The following is a 22,688-nucleotide window of genomic DNA, read 5'->3' as shown; positions in this document are numbered from 1 at the left end:
ATTTATTCCAAGGGTAGTATTTGGCCGTCCACTTTGTCCACCTGCTTTAAGCCTAGATATTTGGCGAGCGTGGGCGCAAGATCTACGATCTTTGTAGGTTTCGATACTTTCTTTGCCGTCCAGGGGCCTAAGAATATTAACGGAACTTTACGATCATAATCGTGCGGACTTCCATGATGTACTAGATATTCGAATTTATCCGTATCTCCAACGGTCGTATATTCTTTGAATGCGACCAAGATATCTCCTGACCGACCGGGAACGTAACTTAGTCTCAAGCGCTCTTTAATCGTGTACTGTTCCGGATCATTTTTAGACGGTAGATCCAGTTTTTGGATCTCATCGGCGGATATAACGGTCAAAACTCCCGGCATCGTCTTTAATACTTCAAGCGAAGCAGCTATCACTTTTTCCTTGGTAACTCCGGCTTTATCCAGATTGTATTTAGGTCTGATATAGATTTGGGAAGGATCTCGGATCTTCCAGAATAATTCCGCTTCTCCGGTACCTAAACGGGCCGCAACTTCCCGTACGAATTTGCGTCTCCAAACGTCCGGATCGATCCGATTCGCATCCTTTCCTAGTTCCAAAAGACGCTCCGATAAATCGGGAGCTCCGTGGTCTGCAGTGAAAATGATCCAAGCGTCCGGATGAGACATCCGTATCTTATCGATGAAAGTTCCGATAATTTCGTCCAGATGTAAAAGTTGGTCCCGCATTTCCGGTCCTTGGTTTCCGAATCCATGTCCGATATAATCGGTGGCCGATAATCCGACCGCGATCAGATCCGTCGTTTCTCCCTGACCTAATTTTTCCTCATCGATTAAGCGACTCGCGCCTTCGATAACCGCATCGTCGAAAAACGGAGAGGCACGGTATCGGAGATAGGTCGATTTATCGAGCGGACTTCCCGCTTTGTAGATGGCTTTATTCGCTCCGGTGTTAAGAGAATACGTCCCTACCTGATACTTTCCGGAATTAAAATTTCTATGAGTCGGCAGTTTCCAAGTCATATCCTCGGAGAATCGATTCAAAATCTTTTTATTATACGATTCTAACCATTGGGGTAACTCCTTTCCGTAAAACGTCGAGGTCGTAAAGGTGAACGATTCTTCGTCAAACCAAAACGCTCCGGAAGGCTTTGCCCCGCCCATCAGGACCGCGGCTCTATCTTTTCCCGCGAACGTATACACTCTGGAATTCGGAATTTGAGATAAAAGCCAATCGCCTAGGGTGGTCCCGGCGAAATTTTTGGGACTTGCCCCGGTTCCTTTCTTCTTGGAGTCCAAAACGTCGGTGTCCTTATCGGTCACGCAATAAATTTCCTCACCGGTCTCGGGATCGGTCCAGCTGTTCTGAGTAATCTTCGTATGAGTGGGGAATCGACCGGAAAGAATAACGGAATGGCCCGGTCCAGTTTCGGTAAAACCGTGCGCGTGATAGGAATTCGTGAAATAAACGCCTTCTTGTTGGAGGGTTTTAAAGCCTCTCGTAAATTCTCCACCCCAAGTTTTTAGAGACTTAGGATCGATCAAGTTGGAAGCGAGTTGATCTACCGAAATAACGACCACTAATTTGGGGCGAATCGGCGCGACGGAGGAAGGTGCCGTAAAGACTGAACTAAACGCGATGGAAATCGCAAAAATCACAAAAAAGGTTTTAAATCGGCGCATGTTGATCAGATTGCCGAGATCTTCGGGTTCGAAAAGAACTTTTCGAGGAAAGAAGATTTAAGATCGAAACCGATTTGATTACAAATTCGAGTCAAACGGGATTTAGGAATTCATTGAATATTCCCTGAAACTAGGAAAATTAAACCGCTTCCATCGATTCCCGTTCGATCCACATTCCGGATTCTTTAATGAGTTGAACGAGTTTTTCGTCGGCTTCTTCCGAAGGAACGTTTTTTAAGACGATTTCTTTTCCCTTATATAAATGCACTTTTCCCGGACCGGCGCCGACATACCCGAAGTCGGCATCCGCCATCTCTCCTGGACCGTTGACTATGCAGCCCATCACCGCGATTTTGACGCCTTTGAGATGTCCGGTTCTCGCCTTGATCCTTGCCGTAGTCGTTTGCAGATCGAATAGAGTGCGACCGCAGGACGGACAGGAAATATATTCCGTTTTTGTAAGTCTTAGTCTTGTCGCCTGAAGTAGATCGAATCCGAGTTGAAGAACCGATTCCGGATCCGAATCGGCTATCCGAATTCTCAATAGATCTCCGATTCCGTCCACCAGCAAACCGCCTAGACCGATGGAGGATTCGAATAATGCGGCCTCTTGCGTTTCGAATTCTCCCGCGAGCACGATCGGGTAATCGGAATCGCTCAGGATTCTCGCGAGCTTCCGATAATCGTGAAGGATATGCGGAGTTCGAAGAGAGAAGGCAATGGATTCTATTCCGTTTTCTTTAAATACTTCGGGTAGGCCGTTCAAACTTTCGATCTGATACGATTGGACGGAAAGTTCGGTTAGCCCGCGGCCTTCCCTTAGTTTCAGGAAATCCGTTAATGCATCGATGTTCTGAAAATGATAGAACGGATCGATCGTGATTTTCGGAAACGGTTTTAGATCTTCCAGATCATTCTCGAACAATAATTCATGCTGCTCCAAAATGACTCCTATCGGAGTGAGGGATGATTTGGAGATTTCGAGGAGTTCTTCCCTTTGAAGAGAATCGGCGGGAAAAGGAACGGATGCCAATTCCACTTCCAGAGATCGATTTTTTGCGAAATTTTTTAGATTGGAAAGTTGATTCGAGAATTCTCCGGGAGAGGAAAAATTGAAAACGGATTCGATGCGAACCGGATGGTTCTCCCCGATTTCGACGCTCGAAACTCGAATCGGTTTACTGTAGAATCTTTGATACGTATATGGATTCCTAAATTCCGAATAGGAAATTCCGTTTGCCTCCGGAAATAGTTTCGTATTGTACGTTTCCGCAAGATACCGCGCCACCGGAATTTCATGGATGGGATCTTCGGTAAGGGAAACACGGATCGTATCTCCGAGTCCGTCTTCCAGTAGAGATCCGATTCCGATGGCCGATTTAATTCGTCCGTCTTTCCCGTCCCCCGCTTCGGTCACTCCTAGGTGAAGAGGATAATCCATTTGCAGTTCCAGAAATCGACTGCAGAGAAGTCGGTACGCCTGAATCATCACCTGAGGATTCGAAGCCTTCATACTTACGATGATGTCCTTATACCCGACCGCTTCGGCGATTCGGATAAACTCGATCGCGGATTCCACCATTCCCATCGGCGTATCTCCGTAACGATTCATGATCCTATCGGAAAGAGAGCCGTGATTGGTTCCGATCCGCATCGAAACCCCTAACTCCTTGCAACGGGAAACCAAAGGGGAGAAGACTTCCGCGATTCGTTCCAATTCCTCAGTGTATTCCAAATCGGAATAATCCCGAACGGCGAATTTTTTCTTATCCGCAAAATTTCCCGGATTGATTCGAACCTTCTCGACCCATTCGACCGACTTCATTGCCACGCTCGGAGTAAAATGAATGTCGGCGACCAAAGGAACCTTACTTCCTATTCGCTTTAATTCTTTTCTAATATTCGGTAAATTATCCGCGTCCGGCTGAGACGGGACCGTCAGCCTCACGATTTCACAGCCGGCTTCCTCCAATTCCAATATCTGACGCACGGAGTTCTCCGTGTCCCTTGTATCGGCCGTAATCATGGATTGGATTCGTATAGGATTATTGCCTCCGACCCCAATGTCTCCCACTTTCACTTCCCGGGTGCGGCGACGTTTGTGGGAAAAGGGGGAATGATTGTATCGAAAATTCATCTGGGGCGGTCTCTAATAACAAATTGGACGTCTGCAGGTCGCTTGTCATGTAGGATTTTAAGGAAAAAATTCTCTTTCCATAATTTGAGATCGGGGGGGAGCCGGGCCGATATTCTGTATAGCGGTTGGGTTCGTCGGGATCCTAGACCTATCAAAAATGGATTCTTTAAATAGAAAGGAAAGTGATGACGACAAGATTTACCGAATCCGGTTAACTGTCGCCATTTATAGGAATAATATTCTCTCGTATAAGAACGATATCATCGTTCCTTCCATTTATAAAAGAAGAAACGAGGCCCGTTCCCATATTCGAAAAGAGGTAGGAGAAAGATTGATTCATTCCTCTTTTTTTCGTTCTCCTCGTCCGGATTACGATCTGGTCCGATATTCCGACGAGGCGACTTGTAACACCTTCCTAAGATATCGTATCGTTAGCGGGTCCTTGAACGAGGAAGAAATTTCCAAAACCGTTTGAGAAAAGAGTAACTCAAAGTGTCCTAATTGTCTTGAAGTTTGGCCCGGAACGGGAAAAACTAGTCCGCAAATCCTATTATGGAAACTCGAAAAGTCATTGAGAGGAATGCGGAAGGGGAATACGCTCTTACTGCCTACGGCGAATTCCTCAGTTACTTCCACACTCATATTCAGTTATTTGGAACACTCGTTTCTCAAAAGAAAATCCCGCCCAAAGAGCAGGAAGCCTTAAAAAATAAAATCCGCTCTTATATCGTAAATAACGTCCAAAAGACGGATCATTTCTTCGACCAACTTCCTCAATTTGCTCAGTTTCTGGAAATCAGTACCCAAGATCTTTCCGCATATATGAACCGGAATTTTTTAGGGGCCTTGAACAAGGTCAAAGCGAAGTTGATCGAACAGGAAATCGCGGCGGATCAATCTCCTAAGAAAAAAAGATACGGGCGAATCACCGACGAGATCATCGAGGGTTTGGGATTTTTACTTCCGAATGGGTTTCGATTCGAACTGCAAGAGGATATTTTGTATTTAATCGACGGAACGACCGGAAAGAAAGTCGAGTCGGTAGCTTCTGCGGAAGCGAGTCGTGACGGAGCCAAGGCTGCGGCCGCCGCGACCAAGGCGGCTCCGGTTCCGGTTCGAAGGGGTCCTGAAACTCCTATCATGCAGGAAATTCTTTCCAAGTACGGAGACCTTTTCGTAGGAACTCCCATCGTCCTGAAGAAAGAAGAGTTGGAAGAGGATGATATTCCGATTCGAGTCAACGCGAATGAGATTCTTTCCGAGGTCGAGGATCTAAAATTCGAAGGGGGATTTGCGTTCGACGACGATCCTCCTGCCGCTCCGTACGAGCAGCCTGTCATCATCGCGTTTTCTAGATATATGGAACAGGTCGGTAAGGTCCGAGCGTTTCAAAAAGCGGGTCAATTGGAGGAATACAAACGTTGGGTCAGTACTCTACCGTCGGAAGAAAACGCTTTGGTCCAATTGCAATCCTCTCTTCTGAAAGAATCGAAAGGCGAGGTCGTGGACTGGGACGGCATTATTTCCCAATTAACCGGCCGCACCGGTTTATCGGACCATCGCTTGCGGAAGGTCCTGGAATTAGGACGGGATTTTTTTAGGATTCGAAACCAACTGGAATCTTCTTGGAATCGGGCCAAGACGGCGAGTCCGGCAATTGGCGATCTTGTCAAAAAAGCCTGGCCGCATATTCTACGAGTCATGGACGAATACCCCGACATGGTTCAATTAAAGGCCAAGATGGATCAACTTCTCTCCAGAATTCCGGATGTGAGCCAAAGAAAGATACTATCCGATCTTTTCTTTTCACCCGTTCTATCGATCCGTAAAAATTAAAAAATTCGAATTTAGATCGCATTGATTCGGCGCACTCCGTCTCCACTTTTTCCTTCCAAGTGTAGGAGCTAGATTCGAAACTCGGTTCCGTCATTCCGTTCATTTAATAACGATCCTCTCGTTCACCTTTCGTTCGTTTTCTGAGCGGGAATTCCGCCAAAAAGATCGTTTTCAATATAAGCAACCGACAATTTACTGGTCCTAGAATCGAAAATTTGCCGGAAAATTCAGCCTTCGAGCGCAAGAAAGTAGGGGTTCCCCTTACCACATATGAAGTCCGCGCAATGCCTCGAATTCATATCTACCCGAAAGGACGCCTCGCGAATGTTAAAACTTGACGAACAATTGCGGATCCAAAAGTACTTGGAGGAAAGCGGTCTCTATGAGAGATCCTTCGAGCACGATAACTGCGGAGTAGGTTTCGTCGCATCCTATAAAGGCGAATCCAGCCACCGCATTGTTTCTATGGGCCTGAAGGCAGTCGGATGCCTGACCCACCGCGGAGCCGTCGACGCCGATATGAAGACCGGCGACGGAGCCGGAGTCATGTTCCGAATCCCCAAAAAATTGTTCGCTAAGTATATCGAAGAGATGGGTCACCGTCGTCCCGACGAAGATTCCATAGGCGTAGGAATGGTTTTCCTTCCTCGGGAAGACATAGACAAACAGGATATTTGTAGAAGCTTAATCGAATCCGCCTTGATGAAATTCAACTTTAAGCTTTATGCATGGAGATACGTTCCCGTAAATCCGGAAGTTCTGGGCCCGAAAGCGAATGCTTCCCGCCCTCAGATCGAACAGGTATTGATCGGAAAGCCGGAAGGCATGTCCAACGAGGACTTCGAGACTAAGTTATTTCTAATTCAGAAAAAAGTAATGCGCGACGCTCAGAAATTATCAATGAGCGAAGACTTTTATATCTGCTCCTTCTCGGCCGAGAGAATCGTCTTTAAAGGGCTCTTTAACGGAAACCAAGTAGCGCAATTTTACGAAGATCTAAAAAGCGACGAGATGGAATCTCCGTATTGCATTTTTCACCAGCGTTATTCCACGAATACGTTCCCGAGTTGGGCGTTGGCTCAGCCGTTCCGGATTCTCGCCCATAACGGAGAGATCAATACCATCGTCGGAAACAGGATCTGGATGCTCGCCAGGGAAGAGGAGTTGGAATGCGAAAAATGGGGGGACGCTCAAAAGGAGATCCACCCGATCATCCGCCCGCATATGTCCGATTCCGCAAGTCTTGATAATGCGATGGAAGCCATCGTACGTTCCGGAAAAGACGTTCTTCATGCAAAAGCGATGTTGATCCCGAATGCCTGGAGTAAAAACTTCCAGATGTCCGAGGCGCTGAAATCTTTTTACGAATATAATAATACTCTAACGGAGCCCTGGGACGGTCCGGCGGCTTTGGCCTTTGCGGAAGGGGATTGGGTCGGGGGCGGTTTGGACAGAAACGGACTCAGACCGGCACGGTATGTGACGACCGAAGACGGTCTTGTCGTTATGGGTTCTGAAGTAGGGCTCGTGCAAATCGACGAGGACCGCGTCACTAGAAAAGGACGTCTGGGGCCCGGCGAGATGCTTGCCGTTAATCTAAAGGAGGGCAAGGTTTATTTTAACGACGATATCAACGCTCTCTTCGAAAAAAAATACGATTATCGCGAATGGTCCAAAGAAAACGTGGAATACCTGGATCAAAACATCGACGATTCCATCGCGAGCGCGGTTACATATAAGGGCGACGATTTGCGCAGAAGGCAAATCCTATTCGCATATTCTCCCTACAAACAGAAAGTAGTCATTCGCCCCCAGGCCCTTAGCGGTAAGGAAGCCATCGGCTCCATGGGAGACGATACCCCTCTTTCCATTTTGATGCTGTCTCGGATCGGTCTGTACACGTATTTCCGTCAAAGATTCGCTCAGGTTACGAATCCTCCGATCGATTATTTGAGAGAGAAAGGAGTCACTTCCCTTTATACTCGCTTAATCAAGAAGATGAATTTGTTCGGGAACGAGAAACCTCAAAATTGTCTGGTGCTTTCGCATCCGTATCTGACGAATCTCGGCCTCCAAAGAATTCGGGAAAAGGACGGAAAGCAGTACAAAATCGTCACTCTGGATGCTACGTTCGAGGCTCACCACGAGGCAGGCGCGGATTCTAATTATTTAGAAAGATCTTTGGATAATCTTCTCGCAAATGCCGTAAAGGCCGCTAACGAGGGCGTGAATATCCTGATTCTTTCCGATAAAAAATTGAATAAGGAACGTGCGCCGATCCCGATGGAATTGGCGGTCGCTGCCGTTCACAATCACTTGATCAGAAATAAGAAGCGTTCCACGATGAGTATCCTTGTGGAAACCGGATCTGCATTTGAAATTCATAATGTGGCGGTTCTTCTGGGTTACGGCGCTTCCGGCGTCAATAGTTACTTAATTTGGGACACCCTTTTCGATATTTGGGAAAGAGGAGAATTCGATTCGGAGGACGGAAAACGTCCCTCTCTCGCCGAACTTTGCAGGAATTACCGGGCCGGCGTGGACGATGGACTTTTAAAGGTCATGTCCAAAATGGGAATTTCCATCATGTCCTCTTACGTGGGCGGACAGGTATTCGAAGCCATCGGACTTTCTAGAACTTTGATCTCGAAATACTTCCCGGGTACTTACTCCAGAATTTCGGGAATCGGAATCGGCGGTATCGAGCAGAATATTCTGAGGAATCACGACCAGGCTTTCTACAAAGAAATCAATCCCGAAGACTTTATTTCCGAGAAAGACGATCAACCTCATCGATGGTCTCCGAAAGTAGTTAAATTCGTTCGCAAAGCGGCGGTCGATAACGATTACGATGCGTTCTTGGAAGCTTCCAAAATTCTGAGAGAAAGCGATCCTATCAATATTCGCGACCTATTCGATTTTGTGGAAAGAAAACCGATTCCGATCGAAGAAGTGGAAACCGTTTCCGAAATTCAAAAACGATTCTTAACTCCGGGGATGAGTCACGGGGCATTGTCCATCGAGGCGCATACGGATCTCGCGGTCGCGATGAACCGATTGGGATCCAAATCCTCTTCGGGAGAGGGAGGCGAGCATCCTTCTCGATATGTCGTGGATTCCAAGGGGGACCTGGCGAATTCTTCCATCAAGCAGGTCGCTTCCGGACGTTTTGGAGTCACTTCCGAATATTTAAACTCCGCGCAGGAGCTGGAAATCAAAATCGCCCAAGGAGCGAAGCCGGGAGAGGGTGGCCAGCTTCCCGGTAAGAAGAATAACGAGGAAATCGCAACCAATCGTCATACGCCGATGGGTATCGATTTGATTTCTCCTCCTCCTCATCACGATATTTACTCGATCGAAGACCTGTCTCAGTTGATTTACGATTTGAAACAAGCCAATCACAAGGCTCAGGTTTCCGTTAAGCTAGTTTCGGAAGCCGGGGTCGGAACCATCGCTGCCGGAGTCGCCAAAGCGAATGCGGACATCATTTTGATTTCGGGACATGTCGGCGGAACCGGGGCTGCATCCCTAACTTCGATTAAGCACGCAGGATCTCCCTGGGAATTGGGGCTTTCCGAAACGCATCAAGTTCTTGTAATGAACGGACTTAGAGATAGGGTCGTTCTTCGCACCGACGGCGGAATCGTCTCCGGCCGAGACGTGATTATCGCTGCTTGCTTGGGGGCGGAGGAATATGGAATCGGAACCGCTTCCCTCGTAGCGCTCGGTTGTATCATGGCGCGGAAATGCCATTTGAATAACTGTCCCACCGGAATCGCGACTCAAGATCCGAAATTCAGAGCTAAGTACAAAGGCTCGCCTGACCAAGTCGCGAACCTTATGACCTTACTCGCTATGGAAGTTCGGGAATATCTAGCAAAACTAGGTTTCCGCTCCATGGACGAAATCGTCGGTCGCACGGACCTTCTAAAGCAGATCACTCGTTATGAGCAGGATCGTTTGGATTCCTTGGATCTCAATCCGATTTTGGTTCGCCTTCCTCTTCTCTACGATCCGGCAAAGAAGAAAAATCGTCAGGAAAGAAGAGAGCCCGTCGGAGAAGTCTTAGATGATCGGATCATTAAGGATGCGGAGCCTGCGCTGGAAGGAAAAACTTCCATGTCTCTTTCCTATTCCGTCAGGAATACGAATCGTACTGTCGGAGCGAAAGTTTCCGGAATCATTTCCCGGAAGTACGGCTCAAAAGGTCTTCCTGGTAAACTCGAAGTGATCCTAGAAGGGACTGCGGGTCAATCGTTGGGAGCCTGGTTGGCAAAAGGTGTCCAAATTACTCTGCACGGCGACGCAAATGATTACGTCGGAAAAGGGCTTTGCGGAGGAACGATCGCAATTCGCAAGCATCGTCGCTCCAAACTGAAAGCGTATGAAAATGTGATCATAGGAAATACCTGTTTATACGGAGCTACTTCCGGAAAACTATTCTGTTCAGGCCGCGCGGGGGAACGTTTCGGAGTTAGAAACTCCGGTGCGGATGCAGTCGTCGGAGGAGCGGGGGATCATTTCTTGGAATACATGACTAGCGGAACCGTAGTTTGCCTCGGGACCGTCGGTAAGAATATGGGCGCCGGTATGACCGGAGGGAAAGCCTACTTCTTTCAAAAAGGTTGGGAACTCGAGCCGTTACTCAATAAGGAATATGTTAAGATCGTTGAATTGGAACACGAAGATAACGATGCTATCAAAACCTTGATTACGGAACATACGAAACTTACCGGTTCCGAATTGTCGGACGAGATTCTTAAGAGTTGGGAAGATTCTAAAAAGTACTTCATAAAAGTCGTTCCTAAGTAATTCGATCACTTAGCGTAAGAGTAGAAGTTCTTCGATCGCTTGGGCGATGTCTAATGCTCCGTTTTTTTGTAAACGGGGCTCGATTTCGGGTCGCTTATTGCCGGCCTTTATAGAGGCGTCTGCCCAGTTGAAATTATACAGATCATCGTGACTGATAAACGAAGAGTAAAAATTCCTTTCCAAAGCTTCGACCAGAAACGGGTACTCCGGAAAATCGCCTCGATCGGTGTACAAAATGCGGGTATTTGCCAGGAGAGTTTCGCTTAGGATTCCGTATCCGGGTTTCGTTAAAACGAAATCACAGGCCGTAATTAGATCGGGATAGTGGCAAGGAGGAACTGAAACTACGCCGAGAGAATTGGGAGTAGGTCCCTTCAGTTCGGTGCCGCTGATCACGATCCTTCTTTTTGCCGGGTTCCAATCTTGCCACGAAAACCGTTCCGGATCGATTCCGTAAGCGCCGAAGGAGAACAGATAATATTCGACGTCCTTCTCGAAGCCGAATTGTAGTCGTGCCTCTTCTTTGGATAAATTCGGCTTTCGACCTAGTAATCCGATCTCTGTCTTTTTTTTCAGAAACGTAGCCGGGCAGGAAAAAGGAAGAATAAGCGCAAGATCGCAAAGCGCATATTCTTTCCGAATTTCTTCCGCAAAGTCGGAAAGAATAGGTCGCTTATAGTGCGAATAAATGAAGTCCCAAGTGAAATTACCTAAGAAAATAGAAGGGGTTTTTGATTTAGAGGAAATGATAAACGGGAGGGAGGCGGCATCGGACCAAATGAGATCGTATGCGTCTTTTTGCGCGTGCGAATATTCCGTTTCGACCCACCTTTCTTTTTGAGAACGAAATAGCTCGATCTCCTTTTCGGTTGCGGATAAATCCATTCCGAGAGAATCTCTTTGAACGATGCCGACGTCCGTTTTCACCTTTCGAAATCGGATTCTATCCTTAGATCGAAGCCAAGATTCGTTTTTATTTAAGGTAAACGAAAAGTCTTCCGCTCGCTCGGAAGCGATCGTCGCAGACCAATCGGCACGATTTGCGAGCAAAAAAGAAATCGCTTCGAGAGACCGGCTTATATGCCCGAAACCGTGACTACTCAAATAGACTAAAAGGCGGACTTTTGCCATTTCTATCCGTTTTGCCTCAGGACTTCATACATTAAGATCCCGGCGGACATGGCTAGATTTAAACTGTCCGCTTGACCTTTCATCGGTAACGAGATGTAGAGATCGCTTTTTGATCTAGCGAATTCGCTTAATCCATATTGTTCACTTCCGAATACTAAAGCTACCTTACCTTTCAAATCGGAATCCCAATAGACGGATTTCGCTTCCGGCGTAACGGCCACTATTTTATATCCTTCTTTTTTTAAGGACGGATATAAATCCTGGATTAAAGCTTGATAAACGTTTAAAGTAAATAACGTTCCGGTCGAAGAACGAATCACGTTCGGGTTCAGTAAATCCAGTTTGGGATCCGCAACGAGAACCGTGTTAAAGCCGGCGCCTTCGGCCGTTCTAAGGATCGTGCCTAAATTTCCCGGCTTCTCCACGCCTTCGACGATTAAAATCGGCGAACCGTTAAAAGGAATCGTTTCGGGTAACGAAAAGTCCGGTAAAAAAGCGGTGGCGATTAATCCGTCGGGTCGATCTCGATACGAAATCTTCTCGAAAATTTGCTTAGGAACGATAATCGTCTTCGCTTGTAAGGATTCCACTAAGGCGTCTTCGTTTTCTCCCAAATAGCATTCGGGGCAGGTGAGTACATATTCGAATTTTAATTTGCCGGAGGCAAAGGCTCTGGAAATTTCCCGATAGCCTTCGATAAAGAAGGCGTCCGCTTTTTCTCTATTCTTTTTTTCCTTGAGTCCGGCTATATATTTCAATTTCTCGTTTGAGAAGCTAGTGATCTCGAGATAATACCGTTTTCCCGTCAAAGTTCCAACCTCTCGGAGTAGAAAATACAATTGGAACCGGCCGGATAAATCCGTCCTGTGGTTTCTTGTATGGAAAGTTCTTCGGTATGATAATTGCCTTTGCTCCGAATTCTGCCCTCCAATATTCTTCGTAAGGCAAGCGGACTGAATCCGGCCGAATGACAGGTTAATACTACGAAGTCCGGTTTTGAATCGCAGAGTTGCATGAGGAGGTCCATCATCTCCGGAAGATCCCGTTCGATTTTAAAAACTTCACCGCTGGCTCCTCTACCGAAGGTTGGCGGGTCCAAAATAAATCCTGCATACTTCTTTTTTCTACGGATTTCGCGTCCTAGAAATTTAAGTACGTCTTCCACCATCCATCGTACTTTCTTATTCGACAATCCGGAGGCCTCGGCATTCTCCTTAGCCCATTCGACCATCCCTTTGGAAGCGTCGAGATGGCAAGCATCCATTCCTCCCGCCAGCACGGAAAGAGTGGAGAGCCCGGAATAGGCGAATAAATTCAAAACCTCCCCTTTCCCGGAAAGTTGCGAAGAAAAATTTCGGATCCGTTTCCAGTTTTGCCTCTGTTCGGCAAACAATCCGAGATGTCCGAACGGAGTGAATCGGATTTTTACGTACAAATCATCGATTTCAACGAAGAATTCGTCTTCGGGCCTTTCCGCCCATTTCCAACTCCCGCCTCCCTTATCGCTTCTATGGTATTCTCCATCGGCGTCTTTCCAGAGCGCGATCTTAGTCGGCGGCCATGCGCTTACCGGCGATGGGCGAATGATTTTATACGGTCCGATCTGTTCGAGTTTCTTAAAATTACCGGAATCTAAAAGTTCGTAGGTCCCGCCGGATATCGCTCGTTTCATTCAGTGCTCGTGTATGACTTTAGTCGATTAACGTTTAGATATAAATGAACTTTGAAGTAACTACCTTCGGGGAACTCCTTGCGAATCGGATGATCCGGTTCCGGAGATAGTCGAACTAAATTCTTATAATTCCATCCTTGAGATGCCATGCTTTCTCGGCCAATCTTTTCAAATTCCTTTTCCGGAATCCTTCCCGAACAGGAGAGAAATACTAGATCGCCTCCGGGTTCCAGGTGTTCCAATGATTTTATAATCAGCGCTCGGTACGCTTTCTTTGCGGAAGGTATGGAGGCCTGAGTCGGGGCGAGATTCGGCGGATCCAAAACTATGAGTTCGAATTTACGGCGTTCTAGAAAATCCCAGGCTTTAAAAAGATCAGCTCTAATGAGCTCGTGAATACCGATTGAAACCTTGGCATTCTTTTGCTCGAAAGCATTTTCGGGTACGACGTCGGTTAGCTGCGACGCAAATTCCGACAGGGATTCTCTCGAGCCGTCGATAGAAACGACCGATCGAGCTCCTCCCGATTGCATACAGAGCGAGGTTAGGCCGGTATGACAAAACAGATGTAGGCAGTTTCTGTCTTGAGCCAGCTCTTTCTTTTCCAATAAAGCGATCCTCAAATTCCGAACATCTAAGAATAAACCGCCTTTCTGACCGGGAATCTTAACCTTAAATGTAAGGTCCTTGATCGTGATTTTCTCTTCGAACGGAAGAGGGGAGCTTCCCCGTAAGAACCGAGGTGCCGATATCGGCGCATCTCCGGTTCTATGGGGGGAAATCAAGAGTATTCTTGCAGGCTTGGATTCGTCGACGAGATCCGACGCGGAATACAAAAGACGGGTTACCAATCTTGCAAGTCGGTATAAACTTTTGGAATAAATCTGCACAACCCAAGTATTCGCATATTTATCCACGGTGATTCCGGGAATCTCATCGTTTTCTCCGTGTAAAATTCTATACGCGTCCGTAACGGATCGTAGATGTTTTCGTTTTTCTAATGCGCTTAACAGGGTATTGCGAAGTGTCGAGAGAGAGAATTCTCCGCCTCTCTGTAAAATCCGAATTCCGATGGGTCCGTAAGCGGAATATATTCCGAATCCTAAAACTTCGTTTAACCCCGATACTAAGCGCAACCAATCCCCGTCTTTGAATACGGAGGCTGCGGAAGAAATATTTCCCGTTAATATCCACGGATGCCCGGAACGTAAAATCGCTTCGGAAGATTTATTGAGCTGATAGCGACGCACTGGGTGAAACAATGTTAAGAGAAGTTTTTAATCGAAGATATTTATCTGAGAATAGGCAAAAAAAGAATCCCCCCGTGAACGACGGAGGGATTCTTCGGATCGACTTTGTCGATTGAGGCTCCGAACAAATTAGGCTTTTTTCTTTGCCTGATCGTAACCGGTATCCGTCGGGCCGACATAAATTTGACGAGGGCGACCGATCTTCATATCCGGAGATTCTATCATTTCCTTCCATTGGGCGATCCAGCCGGGAAGACGACCCATCGCGAACATCACTGTGAACATATTCACGGGAATTCCTAGGGCACGGTAAATGATCCCGCTATAAAAGTCCACGTTAGGATAAAGTTTTCTTTCCACGAAATATGGATCGCTTAGGGCCGCTTCTTCCAATTCTTTAGCGATATCCAAGAGAGGATCTTTCACTCCGAGACGAGTCAGTACCGAATCGCAGGCTTTTTTGATGATCTTAGCTCTCGGGTCGAAGTTCTTGTACACTCGGTGACCAAAACCGGAAAGACGGAAGGCGTCGTTTTTGTCCTTTGCTTTTTCTACGATTTTTTTAACGGGAAGTCCTGATGCCTTAATTTCCAAAAGCATTTCTAAAACTTCCTGGTTTGCTCCTCCGTGTCGAGGTCCCCAGAGCGCGCAGATTCCGGCTGAAATAGCTCCATAAAGATTCGCTAATGAAGAACCGACCAACCTGACGGTCGAAGTCGAACAATTTTGCTCGTGGTCTGCGTGCAGGATTAAAAGCAGATTCAAAGCTTTTACGATTTCAGGGTCGATATAATATTCTTCGCTAGGGACGGAGAACATCATATTCAAGAAATTTCCGCAATAATCCAGATGATTCAAAGGATGAATCGTAGGCTGTCCCAACGATTTTTTATATGCGAATGCCGCGATCGTAGGAAATTTCGCCAGCAGACGGATCATCGAAATATGACGATGCTCGGGATTTTCCGGATCGTAGGAATCCTGATAATAAGTCGATAAGGATCCGATCATCGAGGACATGATCGCCATCGGATGACCGTCCTTCGGAAAACCGTTATAGAGACGTTTTAGATCTTCATGAATCAGGGTATGCATCGTCAGTTCCTGATTCCATTTCTGAAGGTCCGCGTCGTTAGGCAAATGCCCGTAGATGAGCAAGTATGCGACTTCCGTGAACGTGGATTGTTCCGCGAGTTGTTCGATCGGAATACCACGGTATCTTAATATTCCGAGTTCTCCATCCAGGAAAGTGACCGCACTCGTGCAGGCGCCGGTGTTCAGATAGCCGTTATCCAGGGTAATATAACCGGTCTGTTGTCTGAGTTTTGAAATATCGATCGCTTTCTCGTTTTCGGTCCCGACAATAATGGGAAGTTCGTATTCCTTTCCATCGATTTTGAGGATTGCGGTGTTTGCCATTTTTTTCTCCTGGGTAATGTATCTATATTCAGTACGGCAGTCGAATGCGACGGATCCGATGAAATGCCAAAGCAAATCCTCGGTCACGAATCCGGCATGTCGACTTTAAGACTTTTTCGGATTCGAAACTTTCCGTAAGTACTATCCTATGAATCGGAAATTCTAGACAATCCAAAAAAAGGGAAAGATAAACTTCGGTTTAGCGGTTCTTGTACTGCCTCAGAGTCTGGTAATTGTAATAGTTGGACGTTACGATTCTGCAATAATCACGCGGCTCTTTGAGCGGAAGTTCTTCCAGAAAATGATTAAAGTCTCCTCGATAGTGATTCCGTTTCCATTTTCTCAAATTACCCGGGCCGCCGTTATAGGCGATCGAAGCCCACTTTAAGTCGTTTTCATTATTGGATAAAAGATATTTCAGGAATCTCGCGCCCATCTGTACGGATATTTCCGGATCGAAGAGCGAATACGGGCCTAATCCGAGTCCTTGCGCCAATCCTTTTCCCGTCGCGCCCATAATCTGCATCAATCCGCGAGCGTTGGAGACCGAGACCGCATTTTCCTTAAAAAAGGATTCCTGTCTCATGACGGCATACACTATGTCTTCGTCGATGCCGAAGGATTGGGAATACCTAGTCACTAAATCCCGATGAGGGCGGGGATAAATTCTGGAAGCGAGTTTGGACGGAAGAAGAATCGCGTCGTCGGGAATCCGTTGCTTTTTCATTAAATTACGAATATGGAAAACCGTTAAATATTGGTTTCCGGTGGCTTCCCCTAAAGCGGCTAAAATTTCGTCCCGTTCCTCGTCCCCGATTCCGTTTTGGGACTTGTACTTATCGACTAAGGCCGTGGCATAAACCATCTCGCCTATCTCCAAATAATCCCGGGCGTTTTGTAGAAGCTGATTGCCTCGGATTCTACTGTGGGCCGAGTCGATTCGAGTATCTAATTGAAACGCTTCCGGGAAATAAGCGAATTCCAAATCCCGACCCACGATTTTGCCGGCGAATTTGGGATCCCCCGCCGTAAGCGAAAGATATTCGAATAAGCTCTCCTTGTTTCGTAACGGACTCTCCGGTTGCGAAATTTGCGAGATCTCGCCCGAAAACTCTTCTCTTATCACTCTCGTATAATAGGAACCGGGAATGGAACGATAATACGATTTTAACCAATCTCTAAGTTCGTCCGATCTGCCCTTATTCTTGAGATTTCGAAGATACCAATAGACGAGTCTCCCTTTTACGGGAAGATTCGGAATTCTTCGTAAAGCATCCTTCCAATAAGAATCCTCTAAAAAATGAGTTTGGTCTCCCGTGATCAGATCGATCAGTTCGTCTTGGCGGGTTAAGTTGTAAGGATTGCGTTCCAAAGAAGCGAGAAGGCGCGAGAAATATTTATCCCGATTTCCTAATTTCTTATAGGCTCTTGCATACGCATATTCGACTTCATCGGTGGAAGGGGGAGAGACGTCTTCCAATACTTTTAGAGCCTGAGCGCCTAGACTTTGGTTGGAGAGTTCCCGGGACATGGCTGCGGTAAAATCGGAATTGGAGTTAGCGAATCCCTTGTATCTGGAAAGGATGGAAGGAATGCGTTCCGGTTGGTATAAGACTAGGATCGTTGCCGCCGCTTTAAAACTTTCCGGCTTTTCGAACTGGACGGAGCCGAAATTGGAATGAGAGGAAAGATACGATTTTCGATCGTTTGCGGAAAGGAAGGATAGAAAATGAACCCCTTTTTCCGGGGGAAGAGATCGGTAGAAAGATTCTCCTTTCCAGGTTTTTAAATCCGTAAAGATATCCTTTTTCACGTACGAGGGAGTATTCGCGTCTTCCATCAATCCGTAAAGAATCGCTTCCCCTTTTTGGAACTCGCCGAATTTATACAGTGCTTTTCCGTAGCGATAGTTTGCCATTGTTCCGAAATATTCCCGTCGGTCTTTCTCGGCAAAAGACTCCGCGTATTCTTTAGCCTCTTTAAATTGATTGGTTTCGTAGAGAATTTTTAAAATTTCGGAGACTGAGTTCCTGTAGATCGGATCGTATTGCTGAGGAAATTTTTTGAGATAGGTTATTAATTCTCCCGAGGAAAGGGCTTTTCGTTTTGCCATTTCCTCATACAATTTCCAATATGCGACCTTTGTTATTGCGCTTGTAGAAGGTAGAGGATTGGCGATCACTTCTAAAAGATCCTCTCGACTCACGCCGGCGACCATTTTGCCTTTTAGTAAGGAAACTAAATATCGATATCTTGAGTTTCCGTCGCCGTCTGGATGGGTTTCATGAAAACGGACCATCGCATAAACTTCGGATTCGGTGGTCGGGTGACGCTCTCGGAAGATGCGTCTGATTTTTTCCAAACTATAGGACTTGGTCAGGTATTTTACGTCGTCGTTCCCTAAAAGACTGTCGACAACTAGAAATAGTAGAGTTACGAGAACCGTCTTTTTCATGCGATTCTTCATTCTTTCTCTCGTTTACAAAGGTTCAACTCCAAAAAGGTAGTCAAGCATGCAGGTTTCAGCTTCCCAAACAGAATGGCCCGAGATCACCCTGAGTCGCCCTGAAACGGAACGTTCGGAGGCGCCAGTCGGGACCAAACCTTCACCCGAGGTTTCCGCTCCCTCGGAAGTTTATCGTTTAAAAACGAAGATACTGGAAAACTACAACGGTAGTATTCTGACTCACTTAAAACCCTTGGATTGTTTTCGTTCCGACTTATTCGGTCGGTTTACCTTCCTTTCTCCCCGAACGGATTGGATTCGGGAAGACGGAATCACCGAAAGAGAGGAAAGGCTCCTACGTTTATTCTTCGAAGAGCTTTTAGAGGAACTAGAAGGCCATGTGGTTTGGGATAGCGAACTTTTCTCGCTGTGTTCCGCATTCCTGCTTTGCGAAGAACGCCTGGACGAGTATAAGAAATTATTGAATTCCTTCCCCGAAGATCTTCCTGAAGCGCAGGAAGGCAGGATCCTACTTTTTTTTCTGGGATTTTCGGACTCCGTTTCGGAAAAGACGGCGATTCCGATCGATTTTGGCCTACGGGAAAAACTGGCGCTTTCCCATAAAAAAGCGAATTTGGACGAATCCCAAAAATTTCTATTGTACGATCTGACCGTCTCGGGAAAAGAGCCGTCTTTGGTAGGATTAGCATATCATTATTTTCGATTCAATCAGATCGGTTTGCGTACGATAAAAGTTTTGGATGCGATCGTAGTGCGTCGATGGAACGAGTTGAATGCCGAGGAAAAAGACCTTTTTCTTAGGGACTACGAGACGAGGCATTCGATTTGGGATCGGTTTTTTCTCCTGAAGAAATTCAAATCGAAGGATGAACAAAAATCATGGATTCGGTCGGAGAAACGAAAAAACGGTAGGGAAGAACTCTCGGACACTCTGAGGGAATCCATTCTAGGCGCCGGAGACGAAAGTCTTTTCGAACGGTACGAAATTTTGAGGGAAAAGCAACTCGTACATACCCTTAGACCTTTCGAACTTTTGGTTCTCTGGAATTCCACTGCGGCATCTCGTCTAGACTCGGATCTGGTGGATATAGAACGGGAGTATCCGGATTCGTATTTGATTCATCGAGCCGTGGCCGTAAAAGAATTCAAGGAAAGAAAATTCGAGGCCTTTCGCGAGCGATCGGTTCGTACGGGACGCTTTCAATATTCTCCGGAAATGATTTATCTGAAGGCGATCGCGCTTTTGGAAACCGGCGAGGGAGAAGAGGGAATAAAGCTGCTGGAATCTTTGGTCTATAAATTTCCGGATTCGGACTTTTTACGGCTCGTCTTGGAACGATACAAGAAGAGATCCGATTAAGCGCGTAAACTTCTTGCTTTCGGTATCGGAATCGGCTAAAATAAAATTCCCACTATGGCGGCAATAACGCAAGAGCAGATTTTAGAGTTGCAACGTCATCAAAAGATGATCAACCAACTGGAAAAGATTCTAAAGCTTTCCAAAAACGACGAACAGAGATATCGGGTGAGTCGGGATCTTGATAAATATCGAAACCGCATGCGGGAAATTTCTCCGGAAGGAATTCCCGACAATTTGGAAACGGCTGCCGAACAAATCCGACTCTTCCGGGAAAATCCGGACGCGGCCGGTCGAATTTTGGCGAAATATCCGGTCATGAAAATTTCTCCGAATTCGAACGATTCCGAAGTCAATCAGATCGGAACCTGGATCAACGTTCTGGATCGGGAATATCTACCGATTCTGAATGAAATGCATATTCGCTTCGACTTTTCTCACGGAAACGAAAAGGACGGAGTCGTTAAGCATATGGAAAACATCCGCAGAAATATCAAGGTTTTGACGGAAACCATCGAGGAATACCAGGCCGCCGAAAAGCAGGAATTCAGGGAACAGCTTAGCCGAATGAAGAACAAGCAAACTCGAATTTTCATAGCGGAAGCGTTCGAGATGTTTCAAAAGTTCAACGAATTTCTGAATAAGGTCCTGGACGGACTCAAGGCGGGCGGGGGAATCATCATGAACGTTGAGGAGAAGATCACGTTTAATCCGCGTTTTGAAAAGGCCACCGAATTGGAAGGCCTTCCTATTCCCAAAGCAGTGGAAGAATTCCGCGACTTTACGGCGGAGGTCCTGGACCGAATCAATGTGCCGAATTTGAAGCACTGACTTAAAGGAGTCCCGGTCCGGCTCTCGAAGCCTGAGGTCGGGAAGTTTTTGCCGACGAGAAAAAACCCCCCGCTATCTCTAAAAATTCCTTTCCCGAAGCGGCAGGGGCTATACTTTGTGCATACACCGGATTACAGAACCCGATTCGAAATCTATAGGATTTAAAATTCATGGCACTTGTTAAGAACTCTTCCGAAGTCACCAATTCCACGATCGGCGAAAATTCCTACTTTAGCGGGAAATTCTTCATTAACGGATCCTTGAAGATCGATGGAAAGTTCGAAGGCAAGTCTCTTCAAGCGGAACAGTTGTATATCGGTGTTTCCGGTAAGGTAAAAACGAATATCACCGCTGCCAGTGTTATCGTGGAAGGTATCGTGATCGGGAATATCACTGCTCGAAATCGAGTCATGCTTCTTCCTACAAGTTTGATTCTAGGCGATATTCGGACTCCGGAATTAATCATCCAAAACGGAGTGACCCTGGAGGGACGTTGCATGATCTCCAGCGATCTAAAGCATTCGAATAAGGAAAGAATCGAGTTGGAGTATTCTAAGGATTCTCTCAGCCTCGAAAAACTTTTCGGAAAGCAAACCGGCAAGGAAGCGTAATCTTCCGTTCAAAAGGCCTTGGATCGCATCCTTATCACTGAAGGAGATCCCTGCGGGATCGGGCCTGATCTCTTAGAGCATTCCTATTCGAGAGTCAAGTCCTTGTCCAAGGATGTTTTCATTCTTCTAATTCGATCTCAGACAAAATCCCCCAAGAAAGGCTGGACATCCGTTGAAGATCCGGCGGCGATTTCTCGGCCTGGACTCTATACATGGAATACTCTAGCCTTGACTCCCAGGGAAGAAGCACGTCTAACTGTAGGTAAGCCTTCGATCGAATCCGGAAAGGCTGCCTATTCGTCTCTCCTGGCAGCCATCCAATTACAAAAACGTTTCGGGGGAAATTTGGTCACGCTGCCTTTGAGCAAGGAATGGGTTTTGCGTTCGGGAGTAAAGGGTTTCCGAGGTCATACCGAGACGCTTGCGGATTCCTACGATCGTAAAACGTACATGTTGATGGCTGGGCGTGAGTTGAACGTACTAACCTTGACCACTCATGTTCCTTTAATAAAGGTTCCTTTCTACTTGAAAAAAATACATGTGCCGAGTTTAATCGCCGCCATCCGTTCCGCTCCTTTAGAAAAGCGGAAGGAGATCGCATTTTTAGGATTGAATCCTCATGCGGGAGAAGGTGGACAAATCGGAACCGAGGAAAAATCCATTTTAGAACCTATGATTTCCTCTTTCAAGAAGTCGGGACTGAATGTGGTAGGACCGATCTCCGCCGATGCGGCGTTTACCGAGCAGAATCGACGCCGCTTTTCGTTGTTTCTTTCTTGTTATCATGATCAGGGACTGATACCGTTTAAAATGTGGGAAGGTAAATACGGGGTGAATATGACTCTGGGATTGGATTTTTTACGAGTTTCTCCCGACCACGGAACCGCCTTCGACATCGCCGGAAAAGGATTAGCAGATCCGGAAAGTTTGCTTCAATGCTTGGATTGGGCTTCCGGAAAATTACCCAAAATAAATAAAATCCGGAGACAGAAATGATCTTTCTCGCTCAAACAGCTTCCGCAGGCCTCTTAGAGCAGATCGTATTCCCGTTATTTTTACTCTGGTTCATCGGGCTTACCTTAGTTTTAATTCGGAACGACATAGAAGTAATCTGGAAGGTGGCGACTTTTTTCGTATTCGTATTTTATTTTTTTCAGTTCTTCCCGGAATTAAAAGAATCTTATGATCGTTTAACAAAATCGTATCCCACCGAAATTTTAAGCTGGCTTTACGGACTCCCCCGCGCCTTTTATTTTTTCCTACTTTTCTTTTGGCCGATTGCAGTATTTAGAATGTTCTATTCGGCATCGCCCTTTTTGGCTAACTCGACCGCGAAAATTTTATTCGGGTTCACCTTGGTTTATTGGATGATTTTCCTAGGCTATCATCAGTTTTCCGGTCCGATCGATGAATTTCTGAAATCCAAGTTTTTAGATTGGATAACCGTTACTCTCCCTAAATAATTCGGAGTCTTCCTGCCACTACGGGCAAA

The 22,688-nt window shown here is 46.4% G+C and carries 16 protein-coding genes; 8 read left to right on the top strand and 8 right to left on the bottom strand.

Annotated features, from left to right (window positions below; genetic code table 11):
• Positions 1-2: 2 nt before the first annotated feature.
• Together LEP1GSC047_RS11445 and ispG are read right to left on the bottom strand one after the other, a co-directional pair.
• Complete coding sequence (locus LEP1GSC047_RS11445; protein ID WP_010417792.1) at positions 3-1,673, bottom strand: alkaline phosphatase family protein; 1,671 nt, start codon at positions 1,671-1,673, stop codon at positions 3-5.
• A gap of 139 nt (positions 1,674-1,812) precedes the next feature.
• On the bottom strand, positions 1,813-3,810 hold the full coding sequence (ispG, locus tag LEP1GSC047_RS11440) for a (E)-4-hydroxy-3-methylbut-2-enyl-diphosphate synthase (protein WP_010417793.1): 1,998 nt from the start codon (positions 3,808-3,810) through the stop codon (positions 1,813-1,815).
• A gap of 157 nt (positions 3,811-3,967) precedes the next feature.
• Here ispG and LEP1GSC047_RS11435 point away from each other — a divergent pair, with 157 nt between their 5' ends.
• From LEP1GSC047_RS11435 to gltB, 3 genes are all read left to right on the top strand, one after another.
• Positions 3,968-4,285 (top strand): hypothetical protein, encoded by a 318-nt coding sequence (locus LEP1GSC047_RS11435; protein WP_010417795.1) that lies wholly within the window; start codon positions 3,968-3,970, stop codon positions 4,283-4,285.
• A 77-nt stretch (positions 4,286-4,362) separates the two neighbouring features.
• Entirely contained in the window at positions 4,363-5,646 is a 1,284-nt protein-coding gene (locus LEP1GSC047_RS11430) for a hypothetical protein (protein ID WP_010417797.1), read from the top strand.
• Positions 5,647-5,970: 324 nt separating this feature from the next.
• A complete protein-coding gene (gltB, locus tag LEP1GSC047_RS11425; protein WP_020988696.1) occupies positions 5,971-10,458 on the top strand; it encodes a glutamate synthase large subunit in 4,488 nt (1,495 codons plus the stop codon).
• A 9-nt stretch (positions 10,459-10,467) separates the two neighbouring features.
• Here the strand turns inward: gltB and LEP1GSC047_RS11420 are convergent, their stop codons facing one another.
• The 6 genes from LEP1GSC047_RS11420 to LEP1GSC047_RS11395 all read right to left on the bottom strand — a co-directional run bounded on the left by LEP1GSC047_RS11420 (position 10,468) and on the right by LEP1GSC047_RS11395 (position 18,385).
• Positions 10,468-11,589 (bottom strand): hypothetical protein, encoded by a 1,122-nt coding sequence (locus LEP1GSC047_RS11420; RefSeq protein ID WP_020988610.1) that lies wholly within the window; start codon positions 11,587-11,589, stop codon positions 10,468-10,470.
• Positions 11,590-11,591: 2 nt separating this feature from the next.
• Positions 11,592-12,398, bottom strand: a complete 807-nt coding sequence (locus LEP1GSC047_RS11415) for a TrmH family RNA methyltransferase (protein WP_010417801.1) — start codon at positions 12,396-12,398, stop codon at positions 11,592-11,594.
• Entirely contained in the window at positions 12,395-13,261 is an 867-nt protein-coding gene (locus tag LEP1GSC047_RS11410) for a class I SAM-dependent methyltransferase (RefSeq protein WP_010417804.1), read from the bottom strand. The genes LEP1GSC047_RS11415 and LEP1GSC047_RS11410 overlap by 4 nt, the downstream gene beginning before the upstream one ends.
• A complete protein-coding gene (locus tag LEP1GSC047_RS11405; protein WP_010417809.1) occupies positions 13,258-14,523 on the bottom strand; it encodes a class I SAM-dependent rRNA methyltransferase in 1,266 nt (421 codons plus the stop codon). Before LEP1GSC047_RS11405 ends, LEP1GSC047_RS11410 begins: the two co-directional genes overlap by 4 nt.
• A 117-nt stretch (positions 14,524-14,640) precedes the next feature.
• On the bottom strand, positions 14,641-15,930 hold the full coding sequence (locus tag LEP1GSC047_RS11400) for a citrate synthase (protein ID WP_010417811.1): 1,290 nt from the start codon (positions 15,928-15,930) through the stop codon (positions 14,641-14,643).
• A gap of 199 nt (positions 15,931-16,129) precedes the next feature.
• Positions 16,130-18,385: a lytic transglycosylase domain-containing protein gene (locus LEP1GSC047_RS11395; protein WP_039934881.1), complete on the bottom strand. Its 2,256-nt coding sequence runs from the start codon at positions 18,383-18,385 to the stop codon at positions 16,130-16,132.
• A gap of 58 nt (positions 18,386-18,443) precedes the next feature.
• Here LEP1GSC047_RS11395 and LEP1GSC047_RS11390 point away from each other — a divergent pair, with 58 nt between their 5' ends.
• The 5 genes from LEP1GSC047_RS11390 to LEP1GSC047_RS11370 all read left to right on the top strand — a co-directional run bounded on the left by LEP1GSC047_RS11390 (position 18,444) and on the right by LEP1GSC047_RS11370 (position 22,659).
• Positions 18,444-19,757, top strand: a complete 1,314-nt coding sequence (locus LEP1GSC047_RS11390; protein ID WP_010417817.1) for a hypothetical protein — start codon at positions 18,444-18,446, stop codon at positions 19,755-19,757.
• Between the two features lie 54 nt (positions 19,758-19,811).
• A complete protein-coding gene (locus tag LEP1GSC047_RS11385) occupies positions 19,812-20,585 on the top strand; it encodes a hypothetical protein (RefSeq protein WP_010417819.1) in 774 nt (257 codons plus the stop codon).
• A 170-nt stretch (positions 20,586-20,755) separates the two neighbouring features.
• The gene (locus LEP1GSC047_RS11380; RefSeq protein WP_010417822.1) at positions 20,756-21,196 is read left to right on the top strand and encodes a bactofilin family protein; all 441 of its coding nucleotides are present in this window, start codon (positions 20,756-20,758) and stop codon (positions 21,194-21,196) included.
• 18 nt (positions 21,197-21,214) lie between these two features.
• Positions 21,215-22,192 carry a PdxA family dehydrogenase gene (locus LEP1GSC047_RS11375; protein WP_010417825.1) on the top strand — a complete coding sequence of 326 codons (978 nt, stop codon included), beginning with the start codon at positions 21,215-21,217 and terminating at the stop codon, positions 22,190-22,192.
• Positions 22,189-22,659 (top strand): hypothetical protein, encoded by a 471-nt coding sequence (locus LEP1GSC047_RS11370; protein WP_010417826.1) that lies wholly within the window; start codon positions 22,189-22,191, stop codon positions 22,657-22,659. Before LEP1GSC047_RS11375 ends, LEP1GSC047_RS11370 begins: the two co-directional genes overlap by 4 nt.
• Positions 22,660-22,688: the final 29 nt, after the last annotated feature.

The organism is Leptospira inadai serovar Lyme str. 10 (genome assembly GCF_000243675.2).
In the GTDB taxonomy this organism is placed as follows: domain Bacteria; phylum Spirochaetota; class Leptospiria; order Leptospirales; family Leptospiraceae; genus Leptospira_B; species Leptospira_B inadai.
This window is presented reverse-complemented; position numbering and strand designations above follow the sequence as displayed.